Origin of the sequence: Kitasatospora sp. NPDC088861 (assembly GCF_044750105.1) — a bacterium.
Classification (GTDB): Bacteria; Actinomycetota; Actinomycetes; order Streptomycetales; family Streptomycetaceae; genus Kitasatospora.
The window spans coordinates 380,509-402,912 of record NZ_JBIVJF010000003.1; the positions used below are offsets into that span (position 1 = coordinate 380,509).

The following is a 22,404-nucleotide window of genomic DNA, read 5'->3' on the forward strand; positions in this document are numbered from 1 at the left end:
CTGACCGCTGACCGCCGACCGCCCACCGGCCGGGCCGCCGCTGACCGCCCACCGGCCCGGTTGTCGGCGCGCCCGCCGACCGCCCACCGGCCCCGTCCGCCGGCCGGGGCCGGGTCGGTCACCGTCCGCCGACCGGCCCTGACGCCCCGCTTCCGGGCCTGGTCGGCCCCGGAAACCGGGACGTTCGGCCGTTCGTGGCCGGGTCCTCCGTAGGAGAGCATGGAGGGACGAACCGGTCATACCGACCGGTCGGCCAGGAGGACCCCACCGTGCCCGTAGTACCCCGCCCGGAGCATCCGGCGGCCGTGGAACCCCGGGCACCGCGCTGGGTGCCCTGGCTGCCGGTGCTCCTCCTGCTGCTCGACCTGGCCGCCGAGGCGGTCGTCCCGGACGCCGTCGCGGCCGGCTTCCTGCTGACCGCGCTGCCCGTGGTGGCGGCGTTCAGCTACGGCCCGGTGCTGACCGCCACCACCACGGTCGGCGCCCTGGCGCTGCAACTGGTGCTGGCCGTGCGGGCGGGCCACATCGACGAGCAGCACCACGTCTGGGTCTACATCGCCACGCTGCTCTCCGGGGTGATGGGCACCGCCCTGTCCTGGCAGCGGACCCGGCAGAACCGCACCCTGCTGCACGCCCGTACCGTCGCCGAGACCCTGCAGCGCACCGTGCTGCGCCCGGTGCCCGAGCGGGCGGGCGGTCTGCGGGTGGCCGGCCTCTACCGCCCGGCCCAGGCCGAGGTCCTGGTCGGCGGGGACCTGTACGAGGTGTGCGACACCCGCTTCGGCGTCCGGGTGCTGCTCGGCGACGTCCGCGGCAAGGGCCTCGGCGCCGTCCGTACGGTGGCCGACGTGCTCGGCGCCTTCCGGGCGACCGCGCACGACACCCCCGACCTGGTCGACCTCGCCGACCAGCTGGACCGTGCCGTCCTGCGCGACGCCGCCGACCGGGGCGACGACGAGCTGTTCGTCACCGCCGTCCTGCTGCAGTACCGGCCGGGCTCCGACTGCGTGGAGATCGTCAACCGGGGCCACACCACCCCGCTGCTGCTCACCGAGCACACCATCACCCCGGTGTCCTGCGCGGACGAACTCCCGCTCGGCCTGGCCCACCTCGGGCCCCCCGACGAGCGCGGCAAGCCGACCGCCGTCGCGCTGCCCCCGGGCCACACCGTCCTGCTCTACACCGACGGTGTGAGCGAGGCCCGGGACGCCACCGGCGCCTTCTACCCGCTGGCCCCCCGCCTGGCCGCCCTCGGCACCACCTCGCCCGACCGGCTGGTCTCCTTCCTGGCCCAGGACGTCCACGAGTACGCCGGCCTGCTCGCCGACGACCTCGCCGTCCTGGCGCTGACTCCGGAGCGCCCGTAGGCCTTCCCCGGGTGAACTCCCGCAGCCCGAGCCCCCGGTTCCAGCCCTGCCCGCCTGCCCGCCTGCCCGCCTGCCCGCCTGCCCGTCCGCCTGCCTGCCCGTCCGCCTCCGACAACGCGCCAGTGGCGCCGCTGGGGGCGGCGCCACTGGTGTCGGTCGGGTGTTCAGTTGTCCGTCGTCGGTGTCAGCTGTGTCGTCCGGGCCGCCGGTAGACCACCGCGCACAGCGCCACACCTCCCAGGACGGCGAGGGCGCCGAGGGCGGCGATCAGCGCGTCGGGCGCCGAGCCGCCGGTGTTGGGCAGTGTCCCGCCGCTCGCCGACGGACTCGCGCTGTGGGTCGGGCCGGCGGTCGGGGTCGTACTGCCGGACCGGGTCGCGGTCGGCGAGGGGGACGGCGACGGCGTCGGCGAGGACGTCGGCGACGGGGACGACGTCGGGGAAGGCGAGGAGGTCGGGGACGGCGACGGGGACGGCGACCCGGTGGGGGTGGTCGGCAGGATCACGCCCATGTCGAGGTCGAGGTCGCGCTGCCCTCCGCTGAGCGTGACGGTCTGGGTGATGCCGGTGGCCGGGTCGGCGTCCGAGTCCTTGGCCGGATCGGTGCCGACGCCCCGCTTGGTGACGACGGCGCCGGCGGGCAGGGTGGACAGGTCGAACTGCACCGCGTAGCTGCCGTCGGGCAGGTGGTCGAAGAGGTAGTGGCCGTTCTGGTCGGTCACCGTGGTGACCGGCTTGCCGTTCTTGTCGCGGACGGGCTGGCCGTTGCCGTCGAGCAGCTTCACCGTGACGCCGGCGATGCCCGGGTCGCCGGGCTTCTGGATGCCGGAACTGTCCACGTCCTGCCAGACGAAGTCGCCGAGCGCGTTGTCGGAGGGCCTGGTCTGCTTGACGGCGACGCCGACCTTGGCCGGCTCGGCGGGCAGCAGCTGGCGGCCGCTGGCGTCGGTGGCGGTGAAGGCGAAGCTGTTCCAGGCGTACTCCCCGTCGGGGGCGTCCACCGAGGCGACCATGGGCCAGGTCAGGGTGAAGGCCTCGCCGGAGGGCAGGCTGCCGGGGCGGCGGACCCGGAACCAGGTGGCCGTTCCCGGGCCGGGGAAAGTGCTGCTCCAGGTGGCGCCGCTGTTGCAGCCGGTCCGGTTGACCAGGGCGGCGTCGACGCACGGGTTGGGGTCGGTGGTGTACTCGATCCCCACGGTCGGGTCGCTGGTGGTGATCGGCTGGCTCAGCGACGGGGTCCAGGCGCTGCCGCGCGGAGCGTCCTGGGTGAGGACGTAGTTGTCGCCCGGGGTGGGGAGCTTGTCGTAGGCGATGAAGTCGGTGACCGGGTCGGGCGAGTCGTTGCGGACGGTCATCCGGTAGGAGATCCGGCCGCCGGGGGTGGCGCTGCCGATGCTGACGTAGTCGGCGTCCAGGTCGCCCATGACCTCCTTGTACGAGCGCAGCACGCTCGGCACGTCCACCTGGATCTGGGAGGAGGCGTGGCACATGAGCTCGGAGGTGTCGCCGTTGCCGTTGAGGTCCAGCACGTCCGGCGTGCTGCCGCTGTCGGAGCCGGAGAACATGCAGGAGACCGGCGCGGTCGGCTGGTCGACGGTGACGTAGATGTCGTTGGTCAGCTCGCCGGAGCGGATGCTGCTGGCCACCTGGACGTCGAAGAGCATCCGGTAGGCCAGCGCGTCGTGCAGGTACGTCATGTCGGGCGCGCCGGGCGGCCATTCCATCCTGACGATCTGGCGGCCGTCCGGGCCGGGGGTGACGGTGATCGACTGGGGGGCCTTGGCGTCCGGGTAGTTCGGGTCCGGGCGGGCCGAGCCCTCGACGTAGACGACACCGGCCGGGAGCACGTCGTACAGCACGAGCGGGCGGGTCAGGTCGCGGCCGCTGCGGTTGTACGGGATCACCTGGAAGGTCGCCATGCCGCCGGGTGCGGACAGCTCGCCGGCGACGGTGGTCTTGGCCGCGCCCAGGTTGGTGGCGGCGGTGACGGTGGTCGAGGCGCAGGCGTTGGCGGCGGAGGTGCTGGTGCCGTCGCCGGCGGTGGTGTCCAGACAGTTGGTCAGCGGGCTGGGGGCCGGGCGCCCGTCGTGGCCGGGGGTGACGATCTGGGTGATCACCTGCACCGAGTTGCCCGGGCTCCAGCCGGTCGGGATGGGGCCGTCCCAGGTGAACCTGAGGCCGTCGAGCCGGCGGCCGGCCGGGATGCCCAGCTCGTCGCGGGTCGGGTCGCCGGCGCCCTGGACGAAGGTGATCCGGCGGGCGCTGGACCCGTCCAGCGGGCTGGACGGGCTGAAGGTCTGCCAGGTCGGGTCGCCGTCGAGGCGGTACTGCAGGGTGAGCCCGATGCTGGTCGGGTTCCACGGCTCCAGCTGGAGGGACTGCGGGAAGAGCCAGTTGTACAGGCCGTCGGTGGTGCCGGCGCCGGGGTCGGTCATGGTCAGGCTGGTGGCCGGGCCGGAGGTGTTGGTGGCCGACAGGCTGAAGGAGTCGAGGTCGCCGGAGACGACGCTGTCGCGCCACACCTTGCTGGCGGTCACCATCACACCGGTGGCCGGGGGCCGGAACTGACCGGTGGTGGTGCCGGCGGTGTCGAGCTCGCGCTCGGCGTCCGGGCCGATCGGGTCGCCGTACAGGTCCACGGTGTTGTCGGAGGTCGTCCCGTCCGGGAAGTCGGCCTCCGGGTAGTTGACGACCAGCACACCCGGCAGCCGGCAGCCGCCGCGGCCGTTGCCGGAGCGGAACTCCCCGATGTCGTAGCCCCAGGTGTTGGGGCCGGGCGCGACCTGGCTCCAGCCGGGCGAGCGGCCGGTGTCCACCACGGCGCCGGGCGGCAGGGTGTCCAGCAGCCGGCTGGTGTCCAGGTCGACGTTGGGCACCAGGTCGGTGGCGCAGGCGCTGAACTGGTAGGTGACGGTGCGCCCGTCGCTGCTGGAGGTCTGGATGCCCTTGGCCACCGTGTACTGCGGCTGCACCTGGGCCTTGGTGTCGGCGGTGGCGGTCTGGCTGGGCTCACCGGTGGCCGTCATGGTGGCCGAGTTGGTGGAGGCCGCCCCGTCGGGGGTGGTGAAGTTCGGGTACTTCATCGTCACCGTGATGGTGGCGGTGGTGCCCGGGCTGAGGTCCTTGAGCCTGATGTCCATGGTGCCGCCCATCGCGCCCGCCGCGGGCACCGTGGAGGCGGCCTGGTCCACCGAGGAGGGGTCGGGCGTCCAGCCGACGAACTGCATGTTCGACGGCAGGGTGTCGGTGATCCGCCCGTCGGTGCACTCGGTGATGGAACAGGTGTACCGGAGGGTGTAGGTGACGTTCTCCCCCGGGGAGGCGGTCGCCTTGTCGACGGATTTGGTGAAAGAGATCGCGGCCTGGGCCGGCGGCGCCAGCACGCTGCTGCCGAGCAGCGAACCGGCCAGCAGGGCCAGCACCGAGGCGATCCGCCCGGTCCGGAAGTGAATGCGCATCTCGGAAGTTCATCCGACCGTCCGACCGTCCCTCCCCCGACGCAACGCACAACCCCCTACTTCCACCCGATCGGCCCCACCCGCCCGAGGGCCGCCACAAGAAGCAATCGAGAGCCCCACCGCGCATCACGACGGGCTGAAGTGGCGGGAGCTTCCGTACTGACTACGTCTGTGCAGGCCAGCGATCTCGCTGACCTGCACAGACGCAAGCTACCTACCCGGGTTCCCGTAGGCCAGAGAGCCCTTGCGGATCGTCGTACAACTCGAACTCGCGCGGGTGAGGTGGCTCGGGCTCAGGCGCGGTGGTCCAGTGTGTACACGGCACGTTCGTCAACGCCGATGGCTCGCATGAGTTCGACGGTGGGAACGCGGTAGCGGGTGCCGATCCGCAAGATCTTGCACGGGAAGGCGTCCTGACGGGCCAACCGGTAGGCGGTCGCCAGGCAGATGCCCAGGGCTCGGGCGGCGGTCGGCACGTCGACCACGACCGGCAGGTTGAAGGCCTCCATGAAGCTCAGCTGGCCGTGCTTCGCGGGGCTCACAGGTGCCTCGCGCCTCGGTGCGGGGAGGCGCTGTTGGCGTGGCGCTGCCGCTTGACATGCCGCGCCCGGCGGTTGAGTTGCTGCCGCTCGGCCTCCTCGGTGAGTGCGGTCAGAGCCTGTTGGCTCAGGCGCTCGGGGGAGATGGTGAAGCGCAGCTGGGCCCGCAGTCCGCCGACCCGTTCGTGCCGGGTGACCTCGACCTGGGGCTGCTGTACCTGGTCGTCCTCCTCCGGTCCGTCACACGCCGCCGTGCCGCCGCTATCGTCCACCCACTGCTCCAGCGTGGCGCACGCGGTTTCGTGCCGCCCCGCCCGCGCGAGCCGCCACGCCCTGCTGCACACGGCCTTGAGCAGGGCGTCGACCGACAGCGCCGACGGCGGTTCGCCGGTCCGCAGACCCTCCAGAAGGCCCAGCACCATCTCCGCCTCCACATCGGCTCGGTCGGCCCGCATCCGGTGGCAGATGCGGAAGGCGGTTCCGGTCAGCCTCGGCAGGGCCAACCAGACCAACAGGAGTCGCCACTCCTCCGCGGGTCCGTGCTCGGTCTGCGCAGCGCGCAGGGCCGCCCGCCAGATCTCGGTGACCAGAGCGGGGTCCTGGACCGTCCCGTAGATGGCGTCGCGCGCCTGAGCGGGGCTCAGCAGGACCGGCGGCTCGCCGTTCGGGTGGAGGGTCAGCCGGACCTCCTGTGCCCGGGGGTTGTCGAAGTACCGTGCTACGGCAGCGAACACGCTGCTGGCGCCGGCAACGGTCAAGGTGCAGTCCTCTCTTGCCGCCCGCCTGGACTCGGTGCGGCTGTTCTGTGGAACTGTTGCTGAGTGGTACCGAGTGCTACGCAGTGGTACCGCGTGTTAGCCCGTGAACTAGGCGGGCCGAAACGGTAGGAAGGACGAAAAGTCCTCCCGGAGGGGGTGCCCACCCGTCGGCGGGCACCCCGATTCGGCCTGAGCCGGAGGTCTCAGACCTCCGGCGGTGACGGGTTGTCCGGAGCGGGGTCGGGCAGCGCTGCCGGCGCCGGCGGCAGCTCCTTCTCGCGGGTCCGACGCTTGGCGGTCGGCGGGAACCCGCCGGAGGTCCGCTTGGTGCGACCCCCTCGGCGGGCGGGCAGGCGGTTGCTCATGGTCTCGTCCTTCCTTTTCTGACATTTTCCGTGGTCGAGCCGTCGTCGCCGGGTTCGGCGAGCGACTGACGCCATGGTGCCCAGCCGGCGAGGAGCTCGGTGGGCGCGGAACTGAGGAAACTCTGAGTTCGATCTGAGGGGGCGCGAAGTAGCGCAACCGTGTAAACCGGCGCTCGGAAACGCACAGATCCCTGTGGTGCCACAGCCCTGGCCGAGACGATCACCGTGAAGCGGAGGAATCGAACATGGATGGACGAGTGCTTGGGGTGGTGAGTGTTGGGCCATCAAATTCATCGAGTAGTCCGACCGTAATGGGATCCACAAAGCCAGCAGCCCTGTTCGCCTTGCTGGTGACGTCGCCGGGCGGTCGGTGTCCCGCGCGCGAGGTATTCGCCTGCTTGTGGCCCGCGGAGGAGTTCGGGCGGGATCGGCTGGACCAGGTCATGACCGTGCTGCGGAAGGCATTGGGGCTGGGGAAGGAATCGCTGCGCATGGAATCGGGAATCTGTTCCATTTATCTACCGAGGGATCGGATTGATCTCTACCGCTTCCGAGACCAGGTGCAGCACGCGGAACGGCTGTTCGGGAAGGACAGGGTCGATGCTCTGACCGCGGCCCTGGGGGAGTGGGGCGACCTGGTTCCGCTGAGCGGCCTGAAGGGGGAATGGGCCGTACAGCGCCGGGCGAAGCTGCGGCGGGAACGGCGGGCAGTGGTGGAAGCCCAGTTGGAGACCGCTCGGCGGGCTGGAATGGAGGACTGGCTGCGCACGGAGACGGACCGGTGGTACCGCAGCCTGCCGGAGGAGGACTGGCCCTTGCGTTACTACCTGATCGCACACGGCCGCTCGCTGACGTCGGCGGGACTGAAGAGGGTGATCAAGGAATGGAAGAGTCGCTTCAGGCGTCCGGACGAGGGACTGCAGGCAGTCATCGACGAGTTGCAGGGGAATGCACCACGATCGGGTGCCACCGCGCTGACCTCCGTGCCGAGTCAGTTGCCGCCTCTCGGACGATCGGCACTGGGCCGTGACGGGGTGATCCGTGAAGTGGTGGCGGCGGTGCTGCGGCAGCAGGACTCCGGCCGGCCGACCGTGGCCGTGGTCTGCGGCATGCCCGGCATCGGGAAGAGCCTGGTGGTGAACCGCGTGGCGCATCGGCTGCGGGAGGCGTTCCCGGACGGGGCACTCTACGCCGAACTCGGCGGATTCCCGGGGGAAGGAGAGCAACCGGCCGATCCCGAGCGCGTCGTCGACAAGTTCCTGGCGGAGTTCCCGCTGCCCTACTCACCGGTCGGATTGGAGCAGAAGAGTGCGGCGCTGCGCTCGGTGTTGGCGGGCCGCTCCGTGCTTATCGTGCTCGACGACGCCTGGGACGACGAGCAGGTGCTGCCGCTGCTGCCAGGAACCGGGCCCAGTGCGGTGCTGATCACCAGCCGCCGGAGGCCGGAAATGCTCCGTGCCCGCCAGGAGGTGAAGCTCTGGGCTCTGGGTGAACTCGACGACGAGGCTGCCGCGGAGCTGCTTCAGGAAGACATCTCTCCATCCGATCGTCGGATGTTCACCCAGGAGGTCGAGGATCTCGTCGAGGTGTGCGGCGGCAACCCATTGGCGCTGACCGTGACCGCTCGGCGCCTGGAAGGCCGTCCGGCCAGGGCGATCCGCCACCTGCGCGAACAACTCGCGAAGGAGGAGGGACGGCTCGATGCCCTGGAACACCCGCCGGCCCGCCTGTCCGTTCGGGCGGCCTTGGCCTGCTCAGTGAACGCCCTTTCCGAAGAAGCTAGTTGTCTGCTCTGGCAGCTCGCGGTGCATCCTGGGCCGTCGATCGGCTGGGATGCGGTGATGGATCTCGGTTCGGCGGCCGAGAGCGTGCACCCCGACCGGGCGGTGGAGGAGTTGCGGGCGGCGCACCTGGTGGAGTTGCAGTCGGGCCGGTACCGCCTGCACAACCTGGTGCGGACCTTCGCCCGCCAACAGGTGCGACCTCCGGCCCTGACCTCGTCCCCCAGGTTCGAGGAGGCCACCGTCTGGCAGATCCTGGAACACCAACTGCACTACGTCTGGGCCTGCGACCGGTGGCTGGACGGGCAGCGATGGCTGCCGGTCGGAGAGCCGGAAGGGATTACGGTGGTCCAGCCCGAGGACCTGGAGCGGGCGCTGGCCCTCCTCGACGACGAGTACGAAGCAGCCATGCGCGGAGTCGAATTGTCGATCGAGCGCGGAAGCCGACGCCACATGTGGCTGCTGCCGATGGCCTTGGTCACCTACCAATGGCGCCGCCATCGCTTCGAGGACGCCCAGCGGGGTCTCACGTGGGCCAGCGAGGCCGCAGAGCGGAACGACGCACCCCCGGTCGACCAAGCCATGATCTTCCGGATGCTTGCGGGGACCCGCTGGCGTCAGGGCCGCTTCGAGATCGCCGCCAACCATCTGTCCCGTGCCGTGCTGCTGAGCAAGCGGGACAGCAGCCCGAGTGGGCGGCTGAGCCTGGCCCGATCCCTGCACACCCTGGCGCTCACCCGCCGCAAACAGGGACAGGAGACGGACGCGGAGCAGTGCCATCGGTCGGCGTTGGAGCTGTACCGGGAGCTGGCCGACGACGCGGGGGCGGCGGCCGCGTTGAACGGATTGGGGACGCTCTACCACGACCGCGGGGAGCACGACGAAGCCCTCAGGCTCTGCAACGAGGCGCTCGACCTGGTGCGCCGGACGGCAGACCGCAGCGGCCGGGCCGACGTGCTGCGCACCCTGGCCGGAGTCCGATTCGCGCTGGGTGAGAGGGAGTCGTCGCTGGTGCTGTTCCAGCAGGCCGTCGACATCTACCGCGATCTGGGCTCGTGGACCGATGAGGACAGGGCGCTGTGCCTGCATACCGATGCCCTGGTGGCGCTGGGTCGGGCGGCCGAGGCCGTGTCGGCACTGGAACGGGTGTTGGTGCTGCGCGAGCTGATGGGCAGAGGGGATCTCCGGGAGGTGCGCGACCGTCTGGAGTCACTGCGGTGACGGCCCGGGGCCGTCACCGCCTCACCACCTGGGCGGCCGGGTCCGGTAGTACTCCGTCGGGTCGGGCCGGAGCGGTTTCACGGGTCGGGGCCCGTCGACTGTGGGTAGGTGCGGGCGGAGGCATTCGAACACCTCGCGCACCGAGGCGGGGCGCTTCTCCGCCGTGAACTCCACCATCGAGAGGGCGAGCGCGGTGAAAGGCGTCGGCACGAGGGCGAGTCGATCCGCAGGCAGGACGACCGGAGGGGTGGCGGTGATCCCCGCCCTCGTCCCGCCGTAGGGGAGCTGCATGACGGTCATCTCCAGGAGTAGGCAGCCGAGTGCGAAGATGTCGGCCCGCGCGGTCACTCCGTCGGCGGTCGCGGTGAGTTGCTCGGGGGGCGCGTAGCCGATCGTGCCGCAGCCGTGCCGGGTGCCCTGGCGGGCCAGCACGCTGAGCCCGAGATCGAGCAGCCGCACCCGCCCGGAGTGCTCCACCATGACGTTCTCGGGCTTCAGATCACGGTGGACGAATCCCTTGCGGTGGACATCGTCCAGGATTTCGCAGAGTTGGCCGGTGATCGAGGCCACGGTGGCTACATCCTTGATCGGCCGGAAATCCGTCATCAGGTCATACAGCAGGACGCCGTCGACGTACTCCATGACGATGCAGCGCCGACCTTGGTATTCGCCCATTCCGAACAACTGCAGCGTTCCGCCCGGACCGTCGGAGACCAGGTGGCTGAAGACCCCTTCGCGGGTGAGTTCACGTGCAAGTTCGGCGAAGCTCCGCTCCGATTCGAACTCTTGCTCCCGCTGGATCTTGATGGCTACCTGTTCCCCGGTTCCCAGGCCATGGGCGAGGTAGAGATCTCCTTGGGCACCCCCGCCGATGTGTTCGATCAGTTCGTAGTGGTCTTCGATTGCGCCGAACTTCTTGATCCGTCGCGTCATGGTCGTCTTCCCGTCCTGTCGTTGTTCGGAGTCCGGCTGATTTCCGAGCATGTCAGCAGGGCTCCGGTTTCCACAGATATGGAGTCATAATGCCTGACTCATGGCTACCCCCGGACGGGGTTCGCCGTGTTTCCAACGTCATCAGGGTGTCGGTCGGCATGTTCAAGGGCGGCGACTTCCGCTGTCCGGCCGCTGACGCGCTCAAGGCGCGCGGCTACCAGCCGGTGCAGGCCGGCCGTCGGCGCCAAGAGCGGTTGGAACAGTTCGCCTTCGGCCCCTTCATGGCCGCATGTGACGCCCTCAGCCAGCCCACGGGCGAGCCCGCCGAGGAGCCGCGGTCCGCGAAGCCGCTGCATGATGGCCTGCGTCAGTGGACAGCGCACGCGGTGGCGAGCTACACCGCCGCCTTTCCGGAGGACCCGGATCTCCTGCTGTCAGACGTGAAAACTCCTTGGCGCTACAGCCACTTGGTGACCGGTACCAGTTCCTCGGGTGCGGACGAGTACCACCTGACGGTCTGGGGCCGGTGCTTGCAGTCCCGTGATGGCACGGTGCGCGAACTGCGTTTGCCTGTCAATCGCTTGGGACGGCAGCGTCCGCCGGAAAGCTTCGTCGCGGCGGCTGCTCTGGTGCTCGCCGAGGGTGCCCCCGGGCCACGGCCGGAGCGCGTGCGGATCGTTGAGTTCGCACTGCTGGACGGCCGGGTCCGCCCGCTCTTCGACGGCACTCGGGAGGAGTCGCTCGCGCACTACCGTGCACACGGTCGCGCCGCGTTGACCGCGTTGTTGGCCAGCCAGGAGTACCGCCCGGGCGCCTCCTGCGCCGACTGCCCGTACGTCTCCGCCTGTCCGGTGCTGCGCCGCGCTCCCGGCCTGCTGGGGATCGACGAGCCGGGACGGACCAAGCGTTGGTGGTCCGTCACCAATGGACGGAACTACAGGGCTTGCCCGGCCCGCGATCACATGCGTCGGCTGCACCTGCCGGCTGCGGACGACGTCGAGCACGCCGCGGCGGTCGATCGTGGCCGCGCCCTGCACGCGTACCTCGCCGAGCGCCACGGCGGTGGTCCACCGCGCCCGTGCACGGTGAAGGTCCCCGAGCAGTGGGTGCCCGAAGGCTTCGAACTGCCCGAGCCCGAGCGCGCGCTCGGCGCGAAGCTGCTGCGCGGCCACGCTGCGGTCTGTCCGATGCGGCTGGTCCGGGACGCCACCGATGTCCGCAACGAGCCGCGGGTGGTGCGCCACGACACCGCCGCTGACGTGGTGGTGGTCGCCAGGCCCGACCTGCTCTACCGGGACGGCGGTGCCTGGGTGTGGCGCGAGACCAAGACGGCGGCGCGCGATCGGTCCTTCGACCGCCCGCTGTTGGAGCAGTACCCGCAACTGGCCTTGGCCGTGTTGCTGCTCGCCCGCGGCGACCTGGCCGGCACGTCGGACCGGGCCCGGATCGAGTTCGAGGTGCTGCGGCCGGGCGGCGCGGACTTGGAGATCATCGATCCGTTCGTCCTGGAAGTACGGGCCGCGGCCGAGCAGGTCGTGCGCGGGCTGGTGGACCGCTGGCTCCGGGACGAGGACTACGCGCCACGTCCCGGACCGGCCTGTGCCCGGTGCGAGACGGCGCGATGGTGCTCCAGCGGACCGGCTTTCCAGGCGGCCCGATGACGTCGGACGGAATCGCATTGCTCCGTGAACTTGCGGAAGTCGTATGCGAGTTGGGGGAGGAGGTCGGTCTCAGGTCGTTCCTGCTGCCCTACCCGCCCGCTGCGCAGCGAGTACTGGACCGGATGGTGCTGCACTGTATGGGCCTCGGCCTGGTGCCTCCGAAGAGCCTGCCGGAGCTGATCGAGTGGTGTCGTTGCACGCTGGCCGGCGACCGGCCTTTCGAGGTCCCACCCGCGCTGGTCTTCCCGGACGCGGCCCTGGTCGACCGGAACGGGTTGCTGCCCACCCGCACCTGCCTGGAGCTGGCCTCCGCGGGCGCGGAGGGTGGTCCGGAGAAGGCCGCTCACGTGCTGCTGAGCGAACTGGCTGGCCGGTGCGGCTCGATGGAGCGGTTTCACAAGAGCCGGCGGTTCCTGGCACTCAATCCGGTGGTGCGTCATGGAGACCGCTTCCAGCGCGGCTGGAGCAAGGAGATCTGGTCCCGGGTCAAGGACCTCTACCGTCCCGTGCCGGAGTCTCTGACCGTCGAGGGCACCCTGTTGCGCTGCGGTACTTGCCGGCTGCCGGCCCTGCTGGGGGGACGTCGGGTGCCGGACCAGGGGGCGGTGTCCGGGTCGGATACCTGGTGCGAGGGCGAGAGCTGCCCGCATGGGATCCCGATGGAGCTGATCCGCACGACGGACGGCGTCCTGCTGCTGGGCAGGCCGTTGCGGGCCTTCCTGTCGCTCCCGTTCCGGTTGGAGCAGGCGGTCCTGGCCGACCTGGACCGCGCGGCCGTCGGCTACCAGGCCCTGCCGAATGAGCTGAGCGCGTACCGGCTCCAGGGCGCCGGGCTGTCGGTCCGCCAACTACACATTCATGACCGGGTTCAGCCTGCGCTGTTGGCTGAGCGGTTCAGCGGTGCCACGGGGCCGGTCCTGGTGGTGGTGCCGGAGGACCTCGCCGGCGTCGTCCGGTACCGGAACGCCTTCACCCAGGCGCTGTCCGCCCCAGAACAGGTCCTGCTGACCGGGCCGGGCGATCTGGGAGCCCGGCTCCGTGGTGAACGAGCCTTCGGCGAAACAGAGATGAGGGGAGAAGGAAGTGCGCAGTCTGACGCCGATCCTGCATAGGACGGTTCGGGAGCTCCAGCATTACGCCCGACCGAAGTTGCCCGGACCGACGGCGGAGTTCCTTTGCCAGGTCGAACTCGGTCTGTACCTCCAGCACCGGCTGATGCCGGAGGCCCCGGCGGCCCAGGCCTGGGTGCTGTTCAGCGGGTACGGGTTCGCCAAGGCCTATCAGGTTCCGCTGCCGCCGGATGCCGATCGAACCCTCAAAGTCGCCAGGTATTCACTCTGGACCCTGGCCCGGCGCAGGGCCTGGCGGGAGGCCCTGGAGCGCTACCAGCAGCTGGACCCGGCGCTACGCGGTTACGACGTGGCGCACGCCGACACCGAGGCGGTCCGCCGGGAGGTCTCGGTGGGAACAGAGCGGTGGCAGACCTACGACCAGCTGCTGTCGGTGGCACCACCTTTGGCGGGTCGGAGGCTTCCGGTCGCCGGTCCGGGGCCACACGCCTTCCCGGTCGGCCGCTCGCTGGCGGTGGTCGACCTGCCGGAGGTCTCCCCGGCGCCCATGGTGGTCCACGACGTGGATCTGGTCCCGGCCGGCGGGGGTGAGCCGCTGACCTTCCGGTTGAAGGACCTGGCACGCACCGCAGCCGTGATGGACGCCGTGGACCGGCGCTTCGACAAGGCGAAGGACCTGAGCTGGGCGGGGCGGTTGCGAGGGTTCGAGATGTCCACGGCGGAGCTCGGTGTCTTCCGGGGGTCCGAGGAGTTCACCGTGGACGGGATCCAGCACCTGCTCGGCATCGTCGGGGCGGGCAAGAGCACGCTGCGGGACATTATCGCGGTCCACTTGGCCAGGCGCCGGAGGCGGACTACCGTCGTGGTCTCCGACGTGGCCGAGGTCCTGAAGCTGGTCGAGCTCTACAACCGGTACACCGGTGGCGCGGCGGCGCCGGTGCTCGGCTCCTCCGGCCGGGAGCGCCACGCCCAGCGGCTGCACCGCAGACTGGCCGGCCGCGGCGAACACCGACTGCTGGCGCACGACGACCCGGCCTTCGCCTACCTGGGGACGTCCTGCGTGCTGAACCTCAAGCTGCGCGGCGGGAACGGCGAGCCGCTCGCCTTCGGCGAGTCGCCGTGCAGCCGGCTACGCCCACCGTCCGACCCGCACCGGCGGACCGGGCGCGCCCACGCCTCGGAGTGGCAGAAACAGAACCTGGCCTGCCCGTACTGGTCCGCCTGCCCCCGGCACCATGGTGCGCGGGCCCTGGTCGAGGCGGCCATCTGGGTCGCCACGCTGCCCAGCCTGATCGACTCCGCGCCACCGTACCCGCAGAACGGGGAACGCATCCGCTACCTCGAACTCGCTTGCCGGCGCAGCGATCTGGTGATCATCGACGAGGCCGACCGGATCCAGATGCAACTTGACCAGACTTTCGCCCCCGCGGTGCTGCTGGCCGCCGACAAGGAGCGGGGGCTGATCGACTGGCTGAGCCGGCACAAAATCCGCGAACTCGCCGCGAGTGGTCGCACCCAATTGTCCGACCGAGACGTGGCGATCTTCTCCGCCGCGCTCAACACCGTAGTGGCGGCGACCGACCGGCTGCACGCCATGCTGGTGGCCCAGTATCCACTGCGCCAATGGGTGGGGCGCGGCTACTTCAGCGCCTGGACGCTCCAGTTGGACATCCTCGACGAGCGATTCCCCCTGCCTGAGGACGCGGCTGAGGACCACCCGCACCGTGCCCCGCTGGAGGAGCTCCAGAACCTACTGGAGGCCTTCCGCGACAACCCGTTCGGCGACCGCGCCCGGCACACCGAGGTGGACTTCTCGCACCTCACGGTGCTGCTCAACGAACTGCTGCACACCGGGAACCCGGAGCGGACCCGGGCCCGCCTACTGGCCGTCGTGAAGTCCCTGCTCCAGCTCGATGAGGCCTTCATGGCCGAGAAGGAGGCGGAGTACCAGGAACGGTTCGCGGCCTGGCAGGCGAAGCAGGAGGCGCGGCAGTGCCGGCAGCGCAGCGGCAAGCGAGTCGGAAAGGAGGCCCCGCCGCCGCAGACCCCCGGGCAATGGTGCGACAGCATGGCCGATCGGTTCGAACTCACCTTGTTGTTGAGCGCCCTGGAACCGCGCCTGGCGCTGATCAACGCCATGTGGCCGCGGGTCGAAGCCGCACTCAGTCTGGGCTTCAGCGAGATGTACCGACGGCCGAACGACTACGCCCCGATGGTGCCCGAGGCGCCGATGGGAAACGTGCTCGGCTTTCAGTTCCTGGTGCACGGCGAGGACGGCGAAGGGGTCCGTAGCGGGGAGCTGACCTTCTTCCGGTGCAGCGGGGTCGGCCGTGAACTGCTGCGGGTCATGCCCGGCTTGGCCGCAGTGGACGGCCGGCCCGGTGCCCACGTGCTGCTCATGTCCGGCAGCAGTTGGGCGGGGCAGTCCAGCCGCTACCACATCCAGGTTCCGGTCGGAGTGGTGATCGAGCCACCGCCGGAGGCGATGGAGCGGATCGCCGCCGAGAGCGGGATGCGCTTCGAGTTCATCGACGACGACCAGGGGAAGTTGCGTGTGTCGGGCAGCGCCCCGGCGGAGCGGCCGGCCAAGCTGCGCCGCATCGCGACCTGGCTCGGCGCCAGCGCGGACGACATCGAGGACGGCGGGCCGCTGGAGCAGGAACTGCTGTCGCTCCCTCCGGAGCGCGACCAGATCCTGCTGCTGGTGGGCAGCTACCAAGAGGCACGCGTGGTGGCGGACACCCTGCACAACCTCAACAAGCGCTGGCGGAACAAGGTGCTCTGCCTCGTCTCGGATGACGAGGAGATCGAGGAGGAGGACGAGGCCCCGTCCGCGCAGCGGGCCCGGACCCTGCGCCGGGGCGACGTCGAACGCCTGCGGGACCTCCAGGCGGACATCCTGGTGGCGCCGCTGCTCTCGGTGGAACGCGGGCACAACATCCTCAACCGCAGGGACGAGGCGGCCATCGGGTCGGTCTACTTCCTCGCCCGTCCGAACCCGCACCCCGACGACCTGTCACTGGCGGTGCATGCCGTCAACGACTGGATCGTGCGGGCCCAGGAGGATGGACGGTTCGGGGAGTGGGTGCGCAGCGGGAACAGTTTGGAGGCAGGCGCCGAAGCGGTCCGTCGGGAGGCGAGGTCATGCTGGTACCGGGTGCTGCAGCGGTCCATGGCGTGGAGCCGGCTCAACGAGGACCGAGCGCAGGTCACCTGGGACATCCTGGTGTTGATGTGGCAGGTCATCGGTCGGCTCGTGCGTGGCGGTGTCCCGGCTCGTGTGGTCTTCGTGGACGCGGCCTTCGCCCCGAACCGCGCGTCGTGTCCGCCGGCCGCGGACACGGCGAAGTCCAGCCTGCTGCACAGCATCCTTGAGGTCCTCGATCCGTACTTCCAGGACGGGGCGACACCTGCCGACCACGAATTCATCGTCCGGGCCCTCTACCAGCCGCTGTGGCGCATGCTCGGTCGCTGCCTGGCCCAGCCGCTGCCAGCGGCTTGATGGTGCATCAGTCGTCGAGTCCGTGTCCTTTCACCGAGGAGCACTGCCATGTATCACGCCATTCGTGCCGTGGCTTACGAGCCGAACCCTGAACACGGAGCCTGGCAGGAAGACCTGCACGTCCTGCAGCTCGGATGCGGCCTGCAAAAGGAGTTGATGGATCGTCAGAAACGTTCGCGCGGCGGTGGCCAGTCGCACCTCCCCGTAGCCCGGCTCCACTCGCTGCTGCGGGCCTGGGCGCCGGGGGTACTGGCCACTGGGCGCAACGCCGGAGCCGACGGCCGACTGCCTTGGCTCTACGCGCGCGAGCCCGTTCCGCGGCAGGTCCTCGCGCCGCTGATCGGCACCTGGGCCGCCGCCCTTTCCAGCAGCGATGACGAAGCGGTCGACCTGGAACGGGAGTTGCAGACAGGGTGTGAAGCTACGGGGCTATCCCTGCCTGAGTGGGAGACCGAACGGGTTGACCTTACAGAGACGGTCGTGTCCCCCGGCGGTACGGCGGAACCTCTGTCCAGGCTCTACCGCCTGCTCCCCGAGGCGGTTGCCTTCCGCTTGGCCGGCACGCCTTTTCGTACTGGTGGCGGCAGTCTCCGCTTCCGTGTCGTCAGTTCCGGAATCGGCGGGGTCGATCTGGTCTCCTGGCCGCCGCTGCGGTACGAACACCGGAAGCAGACCTGGTACTACTCGGCCCACCTGACCGTCACCGTCCATACGGTGCCGTTCGCCCAGCGGTTCCGGGTCCACGTGACCACCGGGGTGCGTCGCTGGGCCACCCGGCTGGACATCCCCCGGTGGAAGCTGGGCGGAGCGACCGTACTGCTGGATACCCCACTGCCGTGGCCGGAAGGGCCGGACCAAGGCTACCGGCTGATGGTCAACACCCTGGGGTACGACTGGAGGTCCAAGGAAATCGCCTGGAAGCGGCGCAGCCCCGCCCTGCTCCTGTCCGATCTCGACATCACCCGCCGGTTTCCGGAGCCGGAGGAGCTGTTCACCTCCCCCGAGAAGTGGCTCAACGGACGCCAGGACGTTGCTGCCGGAATCGTCTACCACCCGGTGCTCGGGCTGCACGAGGTAGGGGCCGGCCTGATGCCACGGGAGCGGGCTGGACTGGACGCGTGGATCGAGCAGGGGCTGAGCCCCGTCCTGCGCCGAGTAGCGGACCTGAGCCGGGTCACCCGGCGGAACACCCCTTCCCTGCTGCCCCGCTCCGCAAAGAAGGGCGAGCCGGGCAGCAGGGAAGCACAGCAGGCTCTGGCACGCCGTACCGCGTTGGGCCGTGCTCTCGACGGCCGACCGCTGGACGTGGAGATCCTCTGGCAGTCACCGCAGACCCGGGACGCCCTCCTTGCGGCACTTCCGAAGGTCATCGGTCTTGTGCCGGGGAGCCGGACCGACGGGGGCGGCGCGACCAGCTGGACGGCCGACGGCGTCCGGATCGTGGTCCGGACCAGGCCGGCCGGAGAGCTGGCGAGCGCCCTGCGGCTTTCCACCGACCGCAAGCGCCGCCCGGCCGTTCGCCTGGCCGAGGCCATCACTGAGCGCTGCGCCCTGGTGGCGGAAGCGGATGACCGGACGCGTGACGGCGTCAGTCTGGTGATCGCAGAGATCGCCGGGAAGGAGCACTTCGCCTCGGTGCCCGGTTCCGACCCCAAACATGCGCTGCGCCTCGCCTGCGGGCGACAGGGGAGGCTCACCCAGTTCATCAACCTGCCCGATCCCGGGACGGCGGCCCTGGAACACCGGGCCAACTGGGCTTGGCTGGACGCCTTCCGGCAGCTCGGTGCGATCAGCCCGCCGGCCCACCGGGCGGGTGACGGTATCCCAGGGGACCTGCAGTACGCCGCGCTCTGGCTGGTGCGCTGCACAAAGGACGGGCCCACCCGGAGCCCAGCCCGCCGCCTGGTTGCGGTGCGGGTCCGTTCCGACGGAGACCCGGGGACGGTCGAGGGTTGGGACACGGGACGGGCCGAGTGGGTGCCCTACCCCAGCATGCTGCTGTCTCTCGTAGAGGCCGGCGGCACGGTCCCCACGGACCTGGAGCGCGAGATTCGCACCGTGCTCTTCCAACTCCGTGACCGGCCGACCTTGTTGCTGGTCAACTCGGGAAACCTCCGGCAGTGCTGGCCGAGGCTGCGCAACGGCGCGCTGACCCGCGACATGCTCGCCTTCGGCACCGGTCCGGATCAGCGACTCACGGCCTACGGCAACGACCTGCGGATGGTCCTGGTCCGGGACGAGAACGGCCGGGGCGAAGTACCCGAGTGGTACGCCCATGACGAGCTGGCCAAGATCGGCTTCTCCGAAGGCGTCTGGGCCCTGTCGGACGGTCCCCACAACCGCATCTTCGCCAGTACGACCAGCACCCCACCCACCGCGGCAAGGCCGAAGGGGCTGATGAAGCTCGCCCCGACTCCGGGAAGCCGGACCGCGCCCGGGAAGACGGCCTGGAACCCCAGGCTTCTTGAGGTTACGGTTCTCGGCTGCTGTTCCTCTGAACGCTCGGCAGACCATCCCGTCGACTGGGCCACCCTGACCCACCAACTCCGCTACCACGACGACTACCCGCCCCTGGCGTACCCCCTCCCGCTACACCTCGCGCAACTGGCGAAGGAGTACGTCCTCCCGCTCGCCCCTGCGGAGGGATCGGCCGAGGGGTGAACGAGTGCCAGCCATCAGGCGTTTCCGTAGGTCAGCGCATGGCTGACCTACGGAAACGCGATTATGAATTGGCGTGTTTCCGCAGGTCAGAGCACCTTCTACAGGTCGTAGTACAGCTCGAACTCGTGCGGGTGGGGGCGGAGGGCGATGGGGGCGATCTCGTTGGTGCGCTTGAAGTCGATCCAGGTCTCGATCAGGTCCGGGGTGAAGACGTTGCCGGCGAGCAGGTACTCGTGGTCGGCTTCCAGGGCGTCGAGGACGGCCGGGAGGGAGGCGGGTACCTGCGGGACGTTGGCGTGCTCCTCGGGGGCCAGCTCGTAGAGGTCCTTGTCGACGGGCTCCAGCGGCTCGATCTTGTTGCGGATGCCGTCGAGGCCGGCCATCAGCATGGCGGCGAAGGCCAGGTACGGGTTGGAGGAGGGGTCGGGCGCGCGGAACTCGATGCGCTTGGCCTTGGCGTTGGAGCCGGTGATCGGGATGCGGATCGCGGCCGAGCGGTTGCGCTGGGAGTAGACGAGGTTGACCGGCGCCTCGAAGCCCGGGACCAGGCGGTGGTAGGAGTTCACCGACGGGTTGGTGAAGGCCAGCAGCGAGGGGGCGTGCCGGAGCAGGCCGCCGATGTAGTAGCGGGCGGTGTCGGAGAGGCCGGCGTAGCCCTGCTCGTCGTAGAAGAGCGGCGAGCCCTCGGTCCACAGCGACTGGTGGACGTGCATGCCCGAGCCGTTGTCGCCGAAGATCGGCTTGGGCATGAAGGTGGCCGTCTTGCCGTTGCGCCAGGCGACGTTCTTGATGATGTACTTGAACAGCATCAGGTCGTCGGCGGCGTGCAGCAGGGTGTTGAACTTGTAGTTGATCTCGGCCTGGCCGGCCGTGCCGACCTCGTGGTGCTGGCGCTCGACCTCGAGGCCGGACTTGGCCAGTTCGAGCGACATCTCGGCCCGCAGGTCGGCGAAGTGGTCCACCGGCGGGGTGGGGAAGTAGCCGCCCTTGTACTTGACCTTGTAGCCGCGGACGTCGCCCTCGGCGGCGCCGGAGTTCCAGGCGCCGGCCTCCGAGTCGATGTGGTAGAAGGACGCGTTGGCGCTGGTCTCGAAGCGGACCGAGTCGAAGACGTAGAACTCGGCCTCGGGCCCGAAGAACGCGGTGTCGGCGATGCCGGAGGAGGCGAGGTAGGCCTCGGCCTTCTTGGCGACGTTGCGCGGGTCGCGGCTGTAGGCCTCGCCGGTGACCGGGTCCTGGATGAAGAAGTTGATGTTGAGGTGCTTCTCGACCCGGAAGGGGTCGAGCCGAGCCGTGGCGAGGTCCGGGACCAGGGCCATGTCGGACTCGTGGATGGCCTGGAAGCCGCGGATCGACGAGCCGTCGAACATCAGGATCTCGGACGGGTCGAAGGTCGCCGCAGGTACGGAGAAGTGCTGCATGACGCCAGGCAGATCGCAGAAGCGGACATCGACGAACTTCACGTCGTTGTCCTGAATGAACTGCTTCACTTCGGCGGCGTTGTTGAACATCCATCCTCCTCGGCGTGCGAATGTGGCTCACCCTAGGAACGGGCCGTTTCTGGCCGGTGACCCGGTCGTTTCATAAATGTTAACCACGCCCGCCGATCGGGTGGCAAAGATGTACGGGACGGGGCAAAACGTACCGCCGTCAGGCTCGGCTCTCCACAAGTGGTCTGGACCACTTGGAAAGCTCCGGCGGCACGATTCACCCGCCCGTGGCGTTCGGGGGAGCCGGTGGCGGTCCGGACGGGTCGCCCGGTTAGTGTGGATTCGTGGACACCAGAGAAGCGTTGGGATCGTGGATCGACGGCCCGAAGGCGGCCGCCGAGAAGATGGGGGCCGACTTCGGCTTCCGCGGCGAGCGCCTCGGCCTGCCCAAGGAGGGCCCCGGCTCGATCGCGGGCCCCGGCCGCCGGATCGGCGCCCTGTTCGTGGACGGTTGGCTGGTCGCGCTGATCGCCTACGGGCTGATCGGCAAGGGCAGCCCGGCCGAGGCGAACCTGTGGACCAGCCCGCTCTACTTCCTGGTCGCGGCGGTGCTGCTCGCCACCACCGGGACGACCGTCGGCAAGCGGCTGTTCGGCCTCCGGGTGATCCGCCTGGACGGCGGCCGCGCGACCATCCCGCAGGTGCTGCTGCGCACCTTGCTGCTCTGCCTGGTGGTGCCGCCGCTGGTCTGGGACCGTGACACCCGCGGCCTGCACGACAAGGCGGTCGGCACCGTCGAGGTCCGGATCTAGTCGGGATCTGTCGAGGCCCTGACCCAGTCCGGATCCAGGGCCGGACGACCTTGCCGCACAACACTGAACGGCCCCGCTGCGGGATCTCCGCGGCGGGGCCGTTCAGTGTTGTGGTCGGGGGAGCGTCAGCGGGCCTGGCCGCCCTTGGGCATCCGGGCACCCTTGGGCATCGGGCCCTTGGGGATCGGCGCCTTGGAGAGCAGGTCGCCCAGGGCGCGCAGACGGTCGTTGGTCTCGGTGACCTGGGACGCGGTGATGGCGCGGGGCAGTCGCATCAGGTGGATCTGCAGCTTCTTGAGCGGGATCTCGCCCTCGCCGGTACCCACCACGATGTCGTGCACCGGCACGTCGCCGACGACCCGGGCCATCTTCTTCTTCTCGGAGGCCAGCAGCTGGCGCACCCGGTTCGGGTTGCCTTCGCCGATCAGCGCGATTCCGGCCCGGCCCACCGCGCGGTAGACCGCGTCCTGGTTGCGGGTGACCGCGACCGGGGTGGAGTTGGAGCTCCAGCCGCGTCGGATGTTGTTCAGCACCGCCGCAACGGCGCCCGGCTGCCCTTCCATCTGTCCGAACGCCGCGCGTTCGGCCCGGCGCCCGAAGACGATCGCCATGGCCAGGAAGGCCACGATGAAGCCCAGGATGCCCAGGTAGATCGGGTGGTCGATTGCGAAGCCGATGGCGAGGAACACGCCGAAGGTCAGCAGGCCGACGCCGGCGATGATCAGGCCGATCTTGGTGTCGACCTTCTTGGTCATGGTGTACGCCAGGCGGATCTGCTTCAGTCGCCCGGGGTTCTCGGATGTTTCCCTCGCCATAACGCTCATGGTACGTGGCACGGGTACGGGAT

General features: G+C 69.9%; 14 protein-coding genes. 7 read left to right on the forward strand and 7 right to left on the reverse strand.

Annotation, left to right across the window (positions count from 1 at the left end):
- Positions 1–269: 269 nt before the first annotated feature.
- Complete coding sequence (locus ACIP37_RS08480) at positions 270–1,367, forward strand: PP2C family protein-serine/threonine phosphatase (RefSeq protein WP_400805587.1); 1,098 nt, start codon at positions 270–272, stop codon at positions 1,365–1,367.
- Positions 1,368–1,551: 184 nt separating this feature from the next.
- Here ACIP37_RS08480 and ACIP37_RS08485 read toward each other — a convergent pair whose 3' ends face one another.
- From ACIP37_RS08485 to ACIP37_RS08500, 4 genes are all read right to left on the reverse strand, one after another.
- Positions 1,552–4,824, reverse strand: a complete 3,273-nt coding sequence (locus tag ACIP37_RS08485; RefSeq protein ID WP_400805588.1) for an SdrD B-like domain-containing protein — start codon at positions 4,822–4,824, stop codon at positions 1,552–1,554.
- Positions 4,825–5,117: 293 nt separating this feature from the next.
- Complete coding sequence (locus ACIP37_RS08490) at positions 5,118–5,366, reverse strand: helix-turn-helix domain-containing protein (protein WP_363580913.1); 249 nt, start codon at positions 5,364–5,366, stop codon at positions 5,118–5,120.
- Positions 5,363–6,121, reverse strand: a complete 759-nt coding sequence (locus ACIP37_RS08495) for a hypothetical protein (protein ID WP_363580915.1) — start codon at positions 6,119–6,121, stop codon at positions 5,363–5,365. The genes ACIP37_RS08490 and ACIP37_RS08495 overlap by 4 nt, the downstream gene beginning before the upstream one ends.
- 203 nt (positions 6,122–6,324) lie before the next feature.
- Complete coding sequence (locus tag ACIP37_RS08500) at positions 6,325–6,486, reverse strand: hypothetical protein (protein WP_363580917.1); 162 nt, start codon at positions 6,484–6,486, stop codon at positions 6,325–6,327.
- A gap of 443 nt (positions 6,487–6,929) precedes the next feature.
- Between ACIP37_RS08500 and ACIP37_RS08505 the strand changes: the two genes are divergently transcribed.
- On the forward strand, positions 6,930–9,488 hold the full coding sequence (locus ACIP37_RS08505; protein ID WP_363580919.1) for a tetratricopeptide repeat protein: 2,559 nt from the start codon (positions 6,930–6,932) through the stop codon (positions 9,486–9,488).
- 21 nt (positions 9,489–9,509) lie between these two features.
- Here the strand turns inward: ACIP37_RS08505 and ACIP37_RS08510 are convergent, their stop codons facing one another.
- Entirely contained in the window at positions 9,510–10,421 is a 912-nt protein-coding gene (locus tag ACIP37_RS08510) for a serine/threonine-protein kinase (protein WP_363580921.1), read from the reverse strand.
- A gap of 146 nt (positions 10,422–10,567) precedes the next feature.
- On the opposite strand from ACIP37_RS08510, the gene ACIP37_RS08515 reads away from it, so the two are divergent.
- The 4 genes from ACIP37_RS08515 to ACIP37_RS08530 are packed head-to-tail and all read left to right on the forward strand — an operon-like array spanning position 10,568 to position 19,315.
- On the forward strand, positions 10,568–12,082 hold the full coding sequence (locus ACIP37_RS08515) for a PD-(D/E)XK nuclease family protein (RefSeq protein WP_363580923.1): 1,515 nt from the start codon (positions 10,568–10,570) through the stop codon (positions 12,080–12,082).
- A complete protein-coding gene (locus tag ACIP37_RS08520) occupies positions 12,079–13,194 on the forward strand; it encodes a hypothetical protein (RefSeq protein WP_400805590.1) in 1,116 nt (371 codons plus the stop codon). The genes ACIP37_RS08515 and ACIP37_RS08520 overlap by 4 nt, the downstream gene beginning before the upstream one ends.
- A gap of 37 nt (positions 13,195–13,231) precedes the next feature.
- A complete protein-coding gene (locus ACIP37_RS08525; protein ID WP_400805592.1) occupies positions 13,232–16,654 on the forward strand; it encodes a hypothetical protein in 3,423 nt (1,140 codons plus the stop codon).
- Between the two features lie 48 nt (positions 16,655–16,702).
- Entirely contained in the window at positions 16,703–19,315 is a 2,613-nt protein-coding gene (locus ACIP37_RS08530; RefSeq protein WP_400805593.1) for a pPIWI_RE module domain-containing protein, read from the forward strand.
- Between the two features lie 98 nt (positions 19,316–19,413).
- On the opposite strand, the gene glnA is transcribed toward ACIP37_RS08530, so the two are convergent.
- Positions 19,414–20,826, reverse strand: a complete 1,413-nt coding sequence (gene glnA / locus ACIP37_RS08535) for a type I glutamate--ammonia ligase (RefSeq protein WP_063347323.1) — start codon at positions 20,824–20,826, stop codon at positions 19,414–19,416.
- Positions 20,827–21,089: 263 nt separating this feature from the next.
- On the opposite strand from glnA, the gene ACIP37_RS08540 reads away from it, so the two are divergent.
- On the forward strand, positions 21,090–21,557 hold the full coding sequence (locus ACIP37_RS08540) for an RDD family protein (RefSeq protein WP_350885262.1): 468 nt from the start codon (positions 21,090–21,092) through the stop codon (positions 21,555–21,557).
- A 125-nt stretch (positions 21,558–21,682) separates the two neighbouring features.
- On the opposite strand, the gene ACIP37_RS08545 is transcribed toward ACIP37_RS08540, so the two are convergent.
- Complete coding sequence (locus ACIP37_RS08545; RefSeq protein ID WP_063347321.1) at positions 21,683–22,372, reverse strand: DUF4191 domain-containing protein; 690 nt, start codon at positions 22,370–22,372, stop codon at positions 21,683–21,685.
- Positions 22,373–22,404 lie beyond the last annotated feature (32 nt).